The following is a 16,098-nucleotide window of genomic DNA, read 5'->3' as shown; positions in this document are numbered from 1 at the left end:
CGCGTCCATAGTCGCAAGGTTGCCAGGGAGAACCACCATGCTCGTGATCGCCGACGCCACCAGGCGTTTCGGTTCGCTGACCGTCTTCAGCGATGTCAACTTCGCGGTATCGGAGGGGTCGGTCTGTGCCCTCGTCGGTGCCAACGGAGCCGGAAAGACAACTCTGCTGCGATGCGTCGTCGGGGCCGACGACCTCGATTCCGGCACCATCACGCTGTTCGGAGAGCCTGTCGATGAGACAGCGCCCGATTTCCGAGCGCGCATGGCGTCGATACTGGACGATCCGGGGACCTTTCCGCACCTGTCGGTGAGTGAACATCTTCAACTCGTCGCTGCGGCCCACGGAGTGGCCGACCCTCCGAGTGCAGCCGAACGGGTGATCGAGGGACTCGGGCTCGAGCATGTCGTAGATCAGCTACCCGTCACCTTGTCCAGCGGTCAGAGGCGAAGGCTGGCATTGGGTTCGGCGTTCGTGCGACCCCGAGACGTATTGGTGCTCGACGAACCCGAGCAGCGGTTGGACGCAGCAGGCAAGCGCTGGTTGGCTCAGGCCATCGAGCACGAGAAGCAGGCCGGGTGCATTGTCCTGATGGCATCTCACGACCCCGATCTCGTCGAGCAGGTGGCCGACACGTGCGTGGACGGTGACCGGTGGCGACAGTGACGACGGCCGTGCCTACCGCACGCGTCGTCCGTGGCCGGATTCGTGAGTGGAAACGCGCGAGGATGCCAACCGACATCGGCACAGTCCTCGCGGTCTGGGGACTGCCGGCGTTCGTGGCAACGGGACTGCTGTGGCACGTTCTCGGACGCATCGACCCCGGCACTTTCGGGTCCGGCGAGTCGGTCGCCGGACTCGTACGTTCGGTCGATTCTCTGTTCGCCGTGGGGCTCGCGATCGCGGCCTTCGGCCTGCTCATGGTCGCGGTGCGGGCGCTGGGGCCTGTCGTGGTGAACTCCGCGGAACGGTTCTGGATTCACTCGACCCCACTCGATCGGTCGGCCGTACTTGCTCCGCGCTACTGGGCGTCGACAGCATGCGGAAGCGCCCTGGGTGTGCTGATCGCGCGAGGATCGACTCTGGTCGGACCGGCTGCTCACAGCTGGTGGTGGTTCGGCGGCATGGGGGCAGCGATAGGTGCGAGCGTCGTCGGCTGCGGAGTATGCGCGCAGACGTCGCGGCTCGGAGACCGGTGGTACCGGAACTTCTCTGTCGGCCTGGTTTGTGTCGCCGTCCTCGGCTCTTCGTTGTCCGTTCTCTACGCACCGGTTCTGCCTGCATCCTCGGTCGTGTGGGCGGCAGCCTTCGCTGTCGTATCCGGTATCGCGATCGTGTCGGTCGGCCGCCGTCGTGTTCGCCGGTTGAATCGGGCTGCGCTGGAACGTGGTTCTGGGCTCGTTACCTCACTGTCGGTCGCGACGACGACGATGGATTCTTCGTTCGTTTCTTCCGAGATGGATGTGCGTACCTGGCGTCGGGTGGGTCTCGTGCGGTCTCGGTCGTTTTCGGGTTCACGCTGGCGAATGTTCGTGGACGCCGATGCTCGGCGCGTCCTGCGGGATAGGAGTGCGGTATCCACTCTGGTTGCGGTGATCATCGTGGTCTATCTCTGTACGGCGGTGTTCACTCTGCCCCTGCGTCCCCTCGCACTGCTGCTGGCTTGCTGTGTCGTCGGCTCCGCTTTCGGTCGTGGGCTACGAGATATCAACTCGTCCAGTGCTTTTCGTGCTGCCTTCGGAGGGTCCGATCGCAGTCTGCGCTCAGCGCATCTGGTCGTGCCTGCAGCCGGAGTCTTCGCAGTCTTCGCTGCGTGCGCACCGGTGGTGTTCGGCGCATCGCTCTGGGCAGTGCTGCCCATCCCGTTCGTGGCGCTCGCTGCTCTGTACCGATCTGCATCGCGACCACCGCTCGAGTACGGGGGTCTCATTCTCGAGACGCCGATGGGGCAGGTTCCGGTGGACATGCTGCGGCAGATGCTTCGCGGCCCACTCGTCGTGTTCGCGTATGCGGCGGTGCAGATTGCGGTGGGCGTCGGATGAACCGCGCGCGCACTGGTCGCTCCGTGGTAACCGTCCTCGGCATCATTGCCGTCTTGCTCGTCGTCTTCACCGTTGTCGACGCACAACCTGCCGCACAGATAGCGATGTTCGGTGCGCTGGTCGCGGCGTCCCTTGTCGTCCTAGGTGCGCCGTCCGACCTCGCCGTGATCGCACCGCTGTCGCCGTGCGCCGCAGGCGCGGACGGACGGCGGCTTCGGGGATCCTTCCGCAGGCAACAGCAACCCGATGCGCCCGGTCGCCCTATGCCGAGAGCGCCCGGTCCGGTCCGTGGACCGGACCGGTGGCTCCAGTTCTCCTGAGCCACTGCGAGATCCGGTCGAGATGCCAACCGACCGACTTCTCTCACAGTGAGGTGTTCCACCATGCTCGATTTCGTTTACTATCCCGTCTCCGCGGTGCTGTGGTTCTGGCACAGAGTCTTCGGGTCCGTGCTCGGCCCCGGCAACGGCGTCGCCTGGGCCCTGGCAGTGATATTCCTCGTCTTCACGCTGCGTGCGCTGCTGATCAAGCCGTTCGTCAGCCAAATTCGTTCCCAGCTCGCCATGAAGAGGCTCCAACCACAGATCAAGGCCGTCCAGAAGAAGTACTCCGGGGACCGTGCTCGACAGGCAACCGAGATGCGGAAGTTGCAGCAGGAACACGGATTCAATCCCTTGATGGGATGTCTGCCGCTGCTTGCACAGGGCCCGGTCTTCATCGGTTTGCTCCACGTGCTGCGATCGTTCAACCGGACCGGTACCGGATTCGGCCATCTCGGCATGACGGCGCAGGACAATGCGAACACTGCGAACTACGTGTTCAGTGCCGCTGATGTGCAGTCCTTTCTGGACGCGCGATTGTTCGGTGCTCCGATCTCGGCTGCCATCAACAGCTCTCGCGAGGTCCTGGAGGCATTCGGTCCGTTCGGGGGAGTGCCGTCGGTATGGAGTATCGCGTTCGTCGCAGTACCGCTGATGATCGTCGCCGCGGTGGCGACACATCTGAACTCGCGGGCATCCGTCGCCCGGCAGGACGCGGCGGCGCTCGCCAACCCGCAGACGGCCATCATGAACAAGCTCGTGCTCTGGGTGTTCCCGGCAGGTGTGCTCGTCGGTGGGCCGGTGCTTCCGGTTGCGGTGTTGCTGTACTGGGTGAGCAACAACATCTGGACCTACGCCCAGCAGCACATCGTCTATCGGCGGATCGATCGTGAGCCGAGTATCGAGCCGGAGGTGAGATCGGCCGTCACCGCGCCGAAGCCCGGGGCGAAGCCGAGGCGTCGGTAGCGACCCAGGGGAGGTGCCGCCGACAGAAGGCGACCCGCCGTCTGTCGGTGGTCTCCGCTACCGTCGTCGGCGTGCCGATCACAATTTCCACAGTCAACGTCAACGGAATTCGCGCTGCTGTTCGCAAGGGCATGCTGCCGTGGCTGGAGGCCACCGATGCCGACGTCATCTGCCTGCAGGAGACCCGTGCAAACGACGGGGAACTGACCAAGGCGCTGGCCCCGGCCCTCGATGCGGGCTGGCACCTGGCCTCGGCCGAGCCGTCGGCGAAGGGACGCAACGGCGTGGCGTTGCTGTCGAAGGCGGCTCCCGATGCGATACGCACCGGCATCGGCGCCACCGAGTTCGCCGATGCCGGTCGCTACATCGAAGGCGACTTCGGAGAGGTCACCGTCGCGAGCCTGTACCTGCCGTCGGGCGAGGTCGGTACCGACCGTCAGGACGAGAAGGAACGCTTCATGGCTGCGTTCGCGAAGTATCTGGCCAAGACGGCAAAGGCAGCCGAGTCCGCCGACCGCGACGTGGTGGTGTGCGGCGACTGGAACATCGCCCACACCGAGGCCGACTTGAAGGCGTGGAAGACGAATCGCAAGAACTCGGGGTTCTTGCCGGAGGAACGTGAGTGGGTGTCGCGGTTGCTCTCCGAGAAGGCACCGTGGACCGATGTCGTTCGGGCGTTGCACCCGGAGGTCGAGGGTCCGTACAGCTGGTGGTCGTATCGGGGGAAGGCGTTCGACAACGACGCCGGTTGGCGCATCGACTATCAATTGGCTACCAGTGATCTGGCCGAGCGTGCCAAGGAAGCGACCACCGAGCGCGCCGAGGCCTACGACCAGCGATGGTCCGATCACGCGCCGGTGACTGTGCGCTACCGCTAGGCAAAAGGCAGGTGTCGATCGGTTCGTGAAAAGATTGCACCATGTCTGCTCCCGACTCCATCGATACTCCGCAGGGTCCGCGTCGGCGGGTGCTCTCCGGCATCCAACCGACTGCCGATTCGTTCCATCTCGGCAATTACCTGGGTGCGGTGCGGAACTGGGTGGAGTTGCAGGACGAGTTCGACGCGTTCTACTTCATCCCGGACCTGCATGCGATCACAGTTCCGCAGGATCCGAAGGAATTGCGTCGGCGTACCAGAGTGGCCGCGGCTCAGCTGCTCGCGGTGGGCATCGATCCGGAGAGGTCGACGCTCTTCGTACAGAGTCAGGTGCCCGAGCACGCGCAGTTGGCCTGGGTCCTCAATTGCATCACCGGGTTCGGCGAAGCGGCGCGGATGACGCAGTTCAAGGACAAGTCTGCCAAGCAAGGTCGCGATCACACCAGCGTCGGACTGTTCACTTATCCGATTCTGCAGGCCGCCGACATCCTGCTCTACCGTCCGAATTTGGTTCCGGTAGGCGAGGATCAGCGTCAACATCTGGAGTTGACTCGTGATCTGGCGCAGCGCTTCAACACCAGGTTCAAGAAGACATTCGTCGTGCCCGACGCACACATCATCAAGGGCACTGCGAAGATCTTCGATCTGCAGGATCCCGCCGCGAAGATGAGCAAGTCCTCGTCGAATCCGGCGGGCATCGTCAATATTCTCGACGATCCGAAGGTGTCGGCGAAGAAGATTCGCTCGGCGGTGACCGACAACGAGCGTGACATCGTCTTCGATACCGAGAACAAAGCCGGGGTCAGTAATCTGCTGGTCATTCAGTCTGCCCTGTCGGGTACGACCATCGAGGATCTCGTGGCCGGATACGCGGGCAAGGGATACGGAGACCTCAAGTCCGACACCGCTGAGGTCCTCACCGAGTTCGTCGTTCCGCTGCGTGAGCGGATGGACGGCTTCATGGCCGACGTCGCCGAACTCGATCGCATCCTTTCGGCGGGGGCGGATCGAGCCAGAGAAGTGGCGAGTCGAACACTCGCTCAGGTATACGACCGGGTGGGTTTCCTGCCTCCCGGCGCATAACATTTACGACACAACGGGTTTCGTTGCGCAGCGATGCGGCGACACCATCCGAGAGTGGCCGACGACAGCGAGAAGGTGAGCGCGATGCCCGATTTCAAGGCCATGCTCGACGACCGGCGTGCCCGGTGGCCCTGGCTCGATCACACCGTCGTTGCAGCGCAGCGTTATCAGGGTCAGAAGGGCGACTACTACGCGGCCGGTATGACCTATTTCAGTGTGCTGGCGTTGTTTCCGCTGCTGATGGTCGCCTTTGCGATCGCCGGCTTCGTGCTCGTGAACCAGCCCGAGTGGCTTGCAGAGATCCAGTCTCAGATCGCGGAGAACGTGCCGGGGAGCTTCGGTGAGACGATCAGCTCTCTGATCGAGACGGCCATCGAATCGCGCACGAGTGTCGGCATCATCGGTTTGCTCGGTGCCCTGTACGCCGGTCTCGGGTGGATCGCCAACCTTCGTGAGGCACTGACCGCCATGTGGGAGAGCCAGCACGAGCAGGGTGGCTTTCTGGCGACCAAGGCAAAGGACTTCGCTGCGTTGCTGGGGCTCGGGACCGCATTGGTTCTCTCGCTCGGCCTCTCGGCTCTTGCCGGCGGCGGCGTCATGCGCAGCATCCTCGAGTGGGCGAATCTCGACTCCGTACCGGGAGTGGGAATTGCACTGCGCATCTTCTCGGTACTCCTCGCGCTGGCGGGCACCTGGGCCCTGTTCACCTGGGTGATCTCGCGCCTGCCGCGCGAACCGGTGTCGTGGCGCAGCGCAGCCAAGGGTGCTCTACTGGCCGCAATCGGGTTCGAAATCTTCAAGCAGCTCGGTGCCCTCTATCTGGCGTCGGTAACCAGCGGTCCTGCAGGCGTCGTCTTCGGACCCATCATCGGTCTGTTGGTGTTCGTGTTCACGACTTCACGGCTGGTGCTGTTCTCCACGTCGTTCGCTGCCACGACTCGCGAAAGCCTCGCCGAAGCCCACGTTCCGGCACCGGAACCGGCGGTGATCAACACAAGGGTCGAGGTCAGTGCAGGTCCCGGCGTGACAGGCGGGTTGGCGCTGGTGGGTGCGGGTGTACTCGCCGCGGTCGGAGTCGCGGGACTGCGTAACCGGCGCCGCTGAATACCTCGCGACGGCGGACGACCGCAGGGCTGATCAGCGGTTGCGCGACATCCGTCGAGCGCCCCACAACAGCCCGATCACCACGATCGCGCCGATGACACCGATCGAGAGGCGGACCACGGTGTCGCCTTGGGCCTGCATCTCGGACTGGCGGGAGCCCGAGGCCGTCGCGGGTGGCTGGGCGAGAGTCGGCGTTGCCTCTGGCGCTCGTGTACTCGTCACCGCCGATGTCGACTGCGGTTCGACGAGATCACCGACAGAGCTGTTCGGATCCATGGCGAACCCGTAGTCCAGCAGTCGCGCCGCTTGCTCCCACGGACGGATCGGCAGCACATCGCCCTTCATGATCGTCACCACGAGGCGTCGGCCATTGCGCTCGGCCCCGGCGACGAAGGTCTGGCGGGCGTCGTCTGTGTATCCGGTCTTGCCTCCGAGAGCACCCTCGTAGTTGTAGAGCAGCTGGTTGTCGTTGGAGAGTGCGAAACCCGGTCTGTCCTGATCCTCCGGGATCGCAAGATCTTTCGGGTAACCCGGAAACTGCACGGTCTCCGTCGAAATCAGTTGTGCGAACGTCGGATTCTGCATTGCCGCGCGAAAGATCAGGGCCAGATCGTAGGCGGAGCTGGCCATCCCGGGACCGTCGAGACCGGACGGCGTCGCCGTGCGCGTGTCGAGTGCGCCCAGTTCTGCCGCCTTGGCATTCATCTTCTCCACGGTTGCCACGTCCCCGCCCAATTGGGTCGACAACGCGTGCGCCGCATCGTTTCCCGACGCCATCACCAGTCCCTGCATCAACTGCAGATTGGTGTAGACGCCGTTCTTACCGATGCCGACGGCACTGCCCTCTGCCTCGGCGTCCTCGGCGGTCGCGGTGATCTGGGTGCTCAGGTTCAATTCGTCCAGTGCGACGAGCGCAAGCAACACCTTGATGGTGCTCGCCGGACGATGTCTCCCGTGCGGATCCTTGGCGGCCAGAACGGAACCCGAGTCCATGTCGGCGACCACGAACCCGGTGGCGGAGATGTCCGCCGGTAGTGGGGGAGCGCCGTCCGGCACGATCGCTCCGCACTCGGCGAGCCGATCTCCGCCGACAGCCTCCGCGGGGATGGGAAGTGGTTGCGGGGTGGTGCTTCCGGGTGCCGGGACTTCGGACAGGTCGATCGCCGGGGGAGGCGAGGCCGCGAACGGGCAGCTGTCGGTGTCGGGCGTCGTGAACGGCGGTGTGGTCGTCGTCGGAACCGGAGGCTCGGCGGCCGGCTGTGCCAGGGCAGGTCCAGCAACGATTCCGACGAGCGCAATCGATACCGCACATGCAGCCGCAAAACTTCTGATCCTTTTCATCGCGAATCACCATAGGCGCTCCGTGGATGGTCGACGCCACGACTCACCGGCGAACTGCTACCGCGCGTCCGGTGGTCCGACACCACTGTGCACCGCTGAATCGGCCGGTCCAGCCGACGGGTAGGCATCTGCCACCAGTATGAGAACTCGCTCATGTTGTGCTCCTTCGCTTCTCACGTTCGACCGCGATCGTTGAGTCAGCACCGAAACGGTGACCCATAGAACCCGGATCGAAGGAGCAGTTATGAAGATGCCAGGCAAGTTCGCGATCGTCGGCGCAGCAGCCGTTGTGCTCACCCTCGGCAGCGTCGGCGCACTCGCGATCGCCGACGACGACCCCACCCAGCAGCGACCGTCCTCGATCTCGGTGGAACAGCGGCTGCCGGCGGCCGATCCGGCTCCGGTCCAGCCGGCGGCCCCAGCGCAGCAGCCGACACCCACGCATATCCCGGACGACCGCTACGACGACGACTGGGACGACCGCAACGACGACGACCGCTACGACGACGACCGCTACGACGACGACCGCTACGACGACGACCGCTACGACGACGACCGCGCTGACCGTGATGACCTGGACGACCGAGACGACGATTGGGACGATCTGAACGACGACGATCCGAACGACGACAACGACGACTGAGACTCGGGAGTGGCGTCGGCAGTGTCCGACGCCACTCATGTGTCGGACAGTCGGTATCCCATTCCGCGGACGGTCTCGATTCGCGCGGCACCGAATTTCGTCCGAAGGTAGCGGACGTAGACGTCGACGACATTGGAGCCCGGGTCGAAGTCGTAGCCCCACACCTGCGAGAGGAGTTGCTCTCGCGAGAGGACCTGGCCGGGGTGGCGCATGAAGGTCTCGGCCAGAGCGAATTCACGGGCCGACAGGTCGACGGTTCGGTCTCCCACCACAGCTCGGCGGGTGCGCAGGTCGAGGGTGAGGTCGGCGACCGTGAGCTGCGTGGTGTCGACGGTTCGCTTGGTGCCCAGGCGAACTCGGATACGCGCGAGCAGTTCCTCGAAGCGAAACGGCTTGGCCATGTAGTCGTCGGCACCGGTTTCGAGACCGGACACCACGTCCTGGACGCTGTCGCGGGCGGTCAACACGATCACCGGTATCTCGCACTGCTCTCCGCGGAGTCGGTGCAGGACCTCGAAGCCGTCCATGATCGGCAGACCGATGTCGAGTACCACCAGATCGAAGTCGCCGCTGCGGGCGTGTTCGTAGGCGGACCTGCCGTCGGACACCGTCGTCGTGCTGAATCCACTTGCTCTCAGCCCCTTGTGAACGAACGAGGCGATGCGGGGTTCGTCTTCGGCGATCAGGATGCGGGCCATGGTCGGTCCTTCTGCGGGGCAACGGAATCGGTCAGTGGAATGGTGATGGTGAACGTGGCACCGTGACCCGGTGCGCTGCCGACGTTCACCCGTCCACGGTGGGCTCCAGCGATTGCGGTGACGATGGACAATCCGAGCCCGGCTCCTTCGGTGCGTCTGGTCCCGTTGCGACCTCGGGCGAAGCGCTCGAAGATCCGTTCCTGCTCGTCGCGCTCGATCCCAGGGCCCGAGTCGGTGACCCAGAACCGAATGTCACCGTCGGACAGTTGTGATCCGATACCGATGCGGCCGCCGGGCGTCGTGTGGTGAGTTGCGTTGTCCGCCAATGCCAGCAGTGCTTGCGTCAGTCGTTGCGCGTCGAGTGGCGCGTGCACGGTCGCGCTCGCCTCCAACACCCATTCACGGTCGGCCAGGGTCGTCACCTTGTCGAACACGCTTCGAGTGAGCGCGTCGACATCGGTGACGACAGGCGTGACGAAGCTCGTCTGGTCGGCGCGGGTGAGCAGAAGCAAGTCGGCGACCAGGCGGTTCATCCGATCGAGTTCGTCGTCGACGAGCGCGACGGTGTCGCGAACGTCGGCCGGATCACGGTGGTCGAGCACATCGAGATGGCCTCGCACGATCGTGATGGGAGTGCGTAGTTCGTGGCCGGCGTCGTCCAGAAATCGGCGTTGGCTCGCTGCACCGGACTCGATTCGGTCGAGCATCGAGTTCAGCGTGTCGATCAGGGCTCCGATGTCGTCGCCTCGGCCCGTTGTTCTCGCGTCCGTGATCCGACCGGACAGGTCGGTTTCGGTGATCGATCTGGCGGTGGCGGTGATGTGTCTGATCGGGGACAGGAGGCGACCCGCGACGAACCACGCGCCGATAGCCGCCAGAACCGAGGTGACGCCGCCGACGACGAGCATCAACGTCGCGGTCTCGTCGGCCGAGGCGCGTTCTTGATCGGCGAAGTAGGCGGCAACCACCACGCCCGGTACCGGGTCACCCGCCAGCGAGACCGGCACCGCGAGGTACAGCACTTCGCCTGCAGCGCTCGAGTACGAACCCTCGACCGGCGCGGTCACGGAGCCGACCTCGGCGGTGAATCCGCCGTCGTCGGACAGTCGTACCGGTGCCTGCTGCCTGCTTTGCACGGCGAAAGCTCCGTCCACGTACCCCAGGAACTTCTCGTTGGGGCGGGCGAGGTTGTAGGTGATCACCACGCGGAGCACATCGTTGATGCCGTCGAACGGTTCACCGGTTCCGGGATCGACGCCTGCGTCGGTGAGGGTGGTGAACTCGGCGATCTCGGTGCGCAGCGATTCGCGCATGCGGTTGTCGGTCGCGCGGATCATCAGCAGCCACGTGGTCACGGTGACGGCCGCCAGCGACACCAGTACGAGCAGCAGTACCCACGAGAAGATGCGGCTGCGGGCGCTCGTCGGGCGCAGCGCGAGCAGTCGGGTCCGCATCACGTGGTCGGTCTTGCAGCGGCGTCAGTCGTCGTCATCGTCATCCCAGTCGTCGTCGAAGTCATCGTCCCAGTCGGCGGGCGGAAGCGGCGGCGGGGGCACGAATCCGTCCGGTGCCACCGGCTGCGGAGCGACGGCGGTTGGCGCGGGAATGCCCGTACCCGGCGCAGGGGTAACCGGCTGCGGGGTACCCGGGGCGGATTGCACGGGTGCGGCGGGTGCGACGATGGGTGCGGGCAACGGGGTCTGCTCGCCCGTCGATCGTGTCGTCAGCAAGGCCGTGACGAGCACCGCGAGCGTAAGCAGTCCCAGAGCCGAGACGATGATGGTTCGCACACGGCCGAGTCTGACGACGGCGGGTTGTGGCTACGTGAATCGGAGATGAGAGTTCTCTCATGTCGTCCGAGGTCCGGTGGTGCGCACACCGGTTCTGTTGCCTGACGAATAATCGTCGAAGATGCGTGGCGGGTACCAATCGTTTCTTACAGTGAGCAGGTCGGCGGGTCGGATTCGTCGGTTGTTCGAGAGACCGGATTTCGAAGAGGGAGTGCAATGAGGTTTCGGCAAAGGTGCCGGCCGATCGCGGTCGGCGCGGTCTGTGCGGTCGCGGCTCTGACTGTCGCTGCCTGTTCGAGCACCGGCGGTGCTCCTCGATCGTCCGACGAAGGATCCAACGCCGGGACCGCCGATACACCGTCTGCGACGATAGCGATGATCACGCACGAGGTTCCCGGCGACACCTTCTGGGATCTGGTGCGCAAGGGTGCCGAGGCCGCCGCGGCCAAGGACAACATCGAACTGCGTTACTCGGCGGACCCCGAAGCGCCCAACCAGGCCAACCTCGTTCAGAGTGCGATCGACTCGAAGGTCGACGGTATCGCGGTCACGTTGGCCAAGCCAGACGCGATGGCCCCCGCCGTCGAGGCAGCGACCGCCGCGGGCATCCCGGTCGTCGCGTTCAACTCCGGCTACGACTCCTGGAAGGACTTGGGAGTCCAGCAGTACTTCGGTCAGGACGAGAACATCGCCGGACAGGCTGCCGGGTCTCGCCTCACCGAGGACGGCGCACGCAAGACCCTGTGCATCATCCAGGAGCAGGGTGCAGTGTCGCTCGAGGCGCGATGCGCGGGCGTGACGCAGGGCTTCGGAGGTACCACCGAGATCCTCAACGTCAACAGCAAGGACATGCCGTCCGTCGAGTCGACCATCACTGCCAAGCTGCAGCAGGATCCGTCCATCGACCACGTCATCGCGCTGGCCGCTCCGATCGCTCTGACTGCGGTGCAGTCCAAGAACAATGCGGGCAGCGACGCCACGATCGTCACCTTCGACACCAACGCTGCACTGGTCGATGCGATCGAGTCCGGCGACGTGGCGTGGGCCATCGATCAGCAGCCGTACCTGCAGGGCTACCTGGCGATCGACTCGCTGTGGCTCTACCTCAACAACGGCAACACGATCGGCGGCGGCACCCCGGTGCTGACCGGCCCCGCGTTCATCGATTCGACCAACATCGATGCGGTCGCCGAGTACGCCCGTAACGGCACACGTTGAGTGCATCGTCTCGGCGCGGAAGGAATCTCATGTCCACACAGGCCGATCCGGCTCTGTCCGAGCACGTCGTGATCGCAGACGAGCGGGTCAAGAAGCGGAAACCGTTGCAGCGGTTGCTGATTCGTCCAGAGATCGGTGCCCTGTTCGGCGCGGTCGCCATCTTCGTCTTCTTCTGCATCGTGGCACCGCCGTTTCGATCGCCGGAGGCTCTTGCCACCGTGCTGTACGCGTCCTCGACCATCGGCATCATGGCGATCGGGGTGTCGCTGCTGATGATCGGTGGTGAGTTCGACCTCTCCACCGGTGTTGCGGTGACCTTCTCGTCCATCATGGCGTCGATGCTGGCCTACAACCTGCACCTGAACGTGTGGGCCGGCTCTGCGTTGGCGTTGGTGCTGGCGTTGGCGGTGGGTTTCCTCAACGGATACCTGGTGATGACGACGAAGATTCCGTCGTTCCTGATCACGCTGGCGTCGTTCCTGATGCTCACCGGCATCAATCTCGCCGTCACCAAGCTCGTCACCGGACAGGTCGCCACTCCGTCCATCTCGGACATGGAGGGATTCGACTCGGCCAAGGCAGTGTTCTCGTCCTCGTTCTCGCTGCTGGGGGTCTCGGTCCGCATCACCGTCGTGTGGTGGATCGTGTTCACCCTCGCCGCGACATGGGTGCTGATGAAGACCCGTACCGGCAACTGGATCTTCGCCGTCGGCGGCAACCAGGACTCGGCGCGGGCCGTCGGTGTCCCGGTCACCCGGGTCAAGATCGGTTTGTTCATGTTCGTCGGCTTCTGCGCCTGGTTCGTCGGTATGCACCTGCTGTTCGCGTTCGATACCGTTCAGTCGGGCCAGGGCGTGGGCAACGAATTCTTGTACATCATCGCCGCCGTCATCGGCGGTTGCCTGCTCACCGGTGGATACGGCACGGCCATCGGTGCTTTCATCGGAGCGTTCATCTTCGGCATGACCAATCAGGGCATCGTCTACGCAGGCTGGAACCCCGACTGGTTCAAGTTCTTCCTCGGCGCGATGCTGCTGTTCGCAGTGATCGCGAACAGCTCCTTCCGCAACTACGCGGCGAAAAGGTGACCATGACGTCCTCAGCCAACACGCCCCTCATCGAGCTGAAAGGCGTGGGTAAGAGCTACGGCAACATCATCGCGCTGCACGGGATAGACCTCCGCGTCGGTGCCGGTGAGGTCACCTGCGTCCTCGGTGACAACGGTGCAGGCAAGTCGACGCTGATCAAGATCATGTCCGGGCTGCACAAGCAGTCGGAGGGGGAACTGCTCGTCGACGGCACCGCAACCACGTTCGGTTCTCCCAAGCAGGCAGTCGACCAGGGCATCGCCACGGTCTACCAGGACCTCGCCGTCGTCTCTCTGATGCCGGTGTGGCGCAACTTCTTTCTCGGCCAGGAGCTGCGCAGGGGCACGGTGTTCAAAACCCTGGACACTCACGCCATGCGCGCGACGACCATCGACGAACTCCGCAAGATGGGCATCGATCTGCCCGACGTCGATGCCCCGATCGGTTCCCTGTCCGGTGGCCAACGTCAGTGCGTGGCCATCGCTCGGGCCATCTTCTTCGGTGCCCGAGTGATCATTCTCGACGAACCGACCGCAGCCCTCGGCGTCAAACAGTCCGGCATGGTGCTCCGGTACATCTCGGCAGCCAGGGAGCAAGGCCTCGGCGTCGTCTTCATCACCCACAATCCTCATCACGCGTACTTGGTCGGAGACCACTTCGTTCTCCTCAATCGTGGACGCCAGACGTTGGACTGTGCGTACGACGACATCTCGCTCGACGACCTCACCAGGGAGATGGCAGGCGGCGAGGAGCTGACGACCCTCACCGACGAACTGCGCCGCTGACCGGCCACCGCTGCAGTGCATGCGTGAGAAGCGGGCGTGGCGGGTAGAAGATCGGTAGCGGTGCCCGACGGAGGTACCAGACGAAGGAGCCGAACATGAGCGAGCACGAGCCCCTCGGACCACTGTCGCCGGACTTTCTCGAATCCGATTTCTACGGGTATCAGAGCATGCTCGACGACGCAGAGATCGAGGTGGTCCTGCGGACCCGCAGGTTTCTGCAGGACGAGGTTGCGCCGCGGGCGAACGAATTCTGGGAGAAGGCCGCCTCTCCGGTGCACCTGATGCCGAAGATCGCCGAACTCGAGATCGCCGGTCTCGGTTACGAGTTCGATGATCGCAAGGCCTCGCGCAAGCTGCTCACCGGCTGGCTCGAAATGGAGTTCGCCCGCGTCGATCCGTCCACGGGAACGATGTTCAGCGTGCACAGTTCGCTGGCGATGAGCAGTATCTCGATTCTCGGCTCGGAGGAGCAACGCGAGCGATGGCTACCTGCCATGCGCCGAATGGAGACGATCGGCGCGTTCGGACTGTCCGAACCGCACGGTGGCTCCGACGTTGCGGGCGGACTCGAGACCACAGCTCGGCTCGACGGAGATCACTGGATCCTCAACGGCAGCAAGCGCTGGATCGGCAACGCTACCTTTGCAGACCTGACCATCGTGTTCGCCAAGGACGAGGCCGACGGCGAGGTCAAGGGGTTCGTCGTCGAGCAGGGATTCGAGGGGTTCCGGGCCGAGAAGATCGAGGGCAAGTACTCGCTGCGCGCGGTGGAGAACGCCGACATCCATCTCGAGAACTGCCGAGTCCCGGTCGCCAACAAGCTCGCCGACGCCAACTCGTTCGCCGATACGGCGAAGGTACTCAGGCTCACTCGTGGTGGCGTGGCGTTCCAGGCCGTGGGCGTGATGATGGGGGCCTACGAGCGCGCAGTGGCCTATGCGCGGGAGCGTGAGCAGTTCGGATCTCCGATCGCGTCGTTCCAGCTGATCTCCGATCTGATCGCCCGCATGACGGCGAACATCACCGCCTCGCTGGGCATGGCGATTCGCGTCTCTCAATTGCAGGACAACGGCATCCACTACGACGAGCATGCGGCGCTCGCGAAGACGTTCTGTACGACGCGCCTGCGCGAAGTGGTGAGTTGGGCCCGAGAAATCATGGGAGGCAACGGAATTCTGATCGAGCATGACGTCATCAGGTTCTTCGCCGACGCCGAGGCGCTGTACTCGTACGAGGGCACCGCGCAGATCAACAATCTGATCGTCGGCCGTGGTGTCACGGGCTTCGGCGCGTTCGTCTGACATCGGAAACGGCAAGCGCCCCTTCGCATGTGCGAAGGGGCGCTTGCCGTCGTAGATGTGTCTGCTAGCGAGCGAAGAGCAACGCGCGCTTGACTTCCTGAATCGCCTTGGTCACCTGGATGCCGCGGGGGCATGCGTCGGTGCAGTTGAAGGTGGTGCGGCAACGCCACACACCTTCGACGTCGTTGAGGATGTCCAGTCGTTCGGTTGCACCCTCGTCACGGCTGTCGAAGATGAACCGGTGTGCGTTGACGATGGCAGCGGGGCCGAAGTAGCTACCGTCGCTCCAGAACACGGGGCACGAGGTGGTGCAGCACGCGCACAGGATGCACTTGGTGGTGTCGTCGAACCGGGCGCGGTCCGCTGCTGACTGGATCCGCTCGCGGGTCGGCTCGTTGCCCGTCGTCATCAGGAACGGCTTCACGGCGCGGAACGCGTCGAAGAAGGGTTCCATGTCGACGATGAGGTCCTTCTCCACCGGCAGGCCCTTGATGGGCTCGATGGTGATGTTCAGCGTCTTCGACGAGTCCTTGGGGAGCATGTCGCGCATCAGCACCTTGCAGGCGAGACGGTTGACACCGTTGATACGCATCGCGTCGCTGCCGCAGACACCATGAGCGCACGAGCGACGGAACGTCAGAGTGCCGTCCAGGTAGCCCTTCACGTACAGCAACAGGTTGAGCAGACGGTCGGTCTCCAGGGTGGGGACCTGGAAGGTGTCCCAACGCTGGCCCTCACCGCTTTCGGGGTTGAAGCGCGCGATCTTGAGGTTCACCATCACCGCGCCTTCGGGCACAGGTGGCAGATCGGACTCGGACTTCTTGTCCAGGGTAGGTGCGCTCAT

Annotated in this window: 17 protein-coding genes; 12 read left to right on the top strand and 5 right to left on the bottom strand. The window is 64.2% G+C overall.

Annotated features, from left to right (window positions below):
* Positions 1–37 precede the first annotated feature (37 nt).
* From CH275_RS04805 to yhjD, 7 genes are all read left to right on the top strand, one after another.
* Complete coding sequence (locus tag CH275_RS04805) at positions 38–664, top strand: ABC transporter ATP-binding protein (RefSeq protein WP_094675706.1); 627 nt, start codon at positions 38–40, stop codon at positions 662–664.
* Positions 665–726: 62 nt separating this feature from the next.
* Complete coding sequence (locus tag CH275_RS04800) at positions 727–2,040, top strand: DUF6297 family protein (protein WP_094675704.1); 1,314 nt, start codon at positions 727–729, stop codon at positions 2,038–2,040.
* Between the two features lie 23 nt (positions 2,041–2,063).
* Positions 2,064–2,360: a DUF6412 domain-containing protein gene (locus CH275_RS04795; protein ID WP_179275978.1), complete on the top strand. Its 297-nt coding sequence runs from the start codon at positions 2,064–2,066 to the stop codon at positions 2,358–2,360.
* 63 nt (positions 2,361–2,423) lie between these two features.
* A complete protein-coding gene (gene yidC / locus CH275_RS04790; RefSeq protein ID WP_094675700.1) occupies positions 2,424–3,326 on the top strand; it encodes a membrane protein insertase YidC in 903 nt (300 codons plus the stop codon).
* A 71-nt stretch (positions 3,327–3,397) separates the two neighbouring features.
* Positions 3,398–4,204 carry an exodeoxyribonuclease III gene (locus CH275_RS04785; protein ID WP_094675808.1) on the top strand — a complete coding sequence of 269 codons (807 nt, stop codon included), beginning with the start codon at positions 3,398–3,400 and terminating at the stop codon, positions 4,202–4,204.
* Between the two features lie 41 nt (positions 4,205–4,245).
* A complete protein-coding gene (gene trpS, locus CH275_RS04780) occupies positions 4,246–5,286 on the top strand; it encodes a tryptophan--tRNA ligase (protein WP_094675698.1) in 1,041 nt (346 codons plus the stop codon).
* 84 nt (positions 5,287–5,370) lie between these two features.
* A complete protein-coding gene (gene yhjD / locus CH275_RS04775; RefSeq protein ID WP_179275984.1) occupies positions 5,371–6,390 on the top strand; it encodes an inner membrane protein YhjD in 1,020 nt (339 codons plus the stop codon).
* A gap of 33 nt (positions 6,391–6,423) precedes the next feature.
* Here the strand turns inward: yhjD and CH275_RS04770 are convergent, their stop codons facing one another.
* Positions 6,424–7,731 (bottom strand): D-alanyl-D-alanine carboxypeptidase family protein, encoded by a 1,308-nt coding sequence (locus CH275_RS04770; protein WP_094675696.1) that lies wholly within the window; start codon positions 7,729–7,731, stop codon positions 6,424–6,426.
* 244 nt (positions 7,732–7,975) lie between these two features.
* Here CH275_RS04770 and CH275_RS04765 point away from each other — a divergent pair, with 244 nt between their 5' ends.
* A complete protein-coding gene (locus tag CH275_RS04765; RefSeq protein WP_094675694.1) occupies positions 7,976–8,374 on the top strand; it encodes a hypothetical protein in 399 nt (132 codons plus the stop codon).
* Between the two features lie 35 nt (positions 8,375–8,409).
* On the opposite strand, the gene CH275_RS04760 is transcribed toward CH275_RS04765, so the two are convergent.
* Genes CH275_RS04760 through CH275_RS04750 form a run of 3 tightly spaced genes read right to left on the bottom strand, consistent with a single transcriptional unit; the run spans position 8,410 to position 10,862 of the window.
* Entirely contained in the window at positions 8,410–9,072 is a 663-nt protein-coding gene (locus CH275_RS04760; protein ID WP_094675692.1) for a response regulator transcription factor, read from the bottom strand.
* Positions 9,057–10,526: a sensor histidine kinase gene (locus CH275_RS04755; protein ID WP_094675690.1), complete on the bottom strand. Its 1,470-nt coding sequence runs from the start codon at positions 10,524–10,526 to the stop codon at positions 9,057–9,059. Before CH275_RS04755 ends, CH275_RS04760 begins: the two co-directional genes overlap by 16 nt.
* Before the next feature lie 24 nt (positions 10,527–10,550).
* Entirely contained in the window at positions 10,551–10,862 is a 312-nt protein-coding gene (locus CH275_RS04750; RefSeq protein WP_094675688.1) for a hypothetical protein, read from the bottom strand.
* A gap of 216 nt (positions 10,863–11,078) precedes the next feature.
* Here CH275_RS04750 and CH275_RS04745 point away from each other — a divergent pair, with 216 nt between their 5' ends.
* The 4 genes from CH275_RS04745 to CH275_RS04730 all read left to right on the top strand — a co-directional run bounded on the left by CH275_RS04745 (position 11,079) and on the right by CH275_RS04730 (position 15,254).
* Complete coding sequence (locus tag CH275_RS04745; RefSeq protein WP_179275979.1) at positions 11,079–12,080, top strand: substrate-binding domain-containing protein; 1,002 nt, start codon at positions 11,079–11,081, stop codon at positions 12,078–12,080.
* A gap of 29 nt (positions 12,081–12,109) precedes the next feature.
* Positions 12,110–13,168 carry an ABC transporter permease gene (locus tag CH275_RS04740; RefSeq protein ID WP_094675686.1) on the top strand — a complete coding sequence of 353 codons (1,059 nt, stop codon included), beginning with the start codon at positions 12,110–12,112 and terminating at the stop codon, positions 13,166–13,168.
* Positions 13,169–13,170: 2 nt separating this feature from the next.
* The gene (locus CH275_RS04735) at positions 13,171–13,953 is read left to right on the top strand and encodes an ATP-binding cassette domain-containing protein (protein ID WP_094675802.1); all 783 of its coding nucleotides are present in this window, start codon (positions 13,171–13,173) and stop codon (positions 13,951–13,953) included.
* 95 nt (positions 13,954–14,048) lie between these two features.
* A complete protein-coding gene (locus CH275_RS04730) occupies positions 14,049–15,254 on the top strand; it encodes an acyl-CoA dehydrogenase family protein (protein ID WP_094675684.1) in 1,206 nt (401 codons plus the stop codon).
* A 64-nt stretch (positions 15,255–15,318) separates the two neighbouring features.
* Here CH275_RS04730 and CH275_RS04725 read toward each other — a convergent pair whose 3' ends face one another.
* Positions 15,319–16,098 (bottom strand): succinate dehydrogenase iron-sulfur subunit, encoded by a 780-nt coding sequence (locus tag CH275_RS04725; RefSeq protein ID WP_032376832.1) that lies wholly within the window; start codon positions 16,096–16,098, stop codon positions 15,319–15,321.

The organism is Rhodococcus sp. 06-235-1A, assembly GCF_002258785.1.
Taxonomy (GTDB): domain Bacteria; phylum Actinomycetota; class Actinomycetes; order Mycobacteriales; family Mycobacteriaceae; genus Rhodococcoides.
The sequence above is the reverse complement of the archived record's forward strand: the minus strand, read 5'-3'. Positions and strand labels throughout refer to the sequence as shown.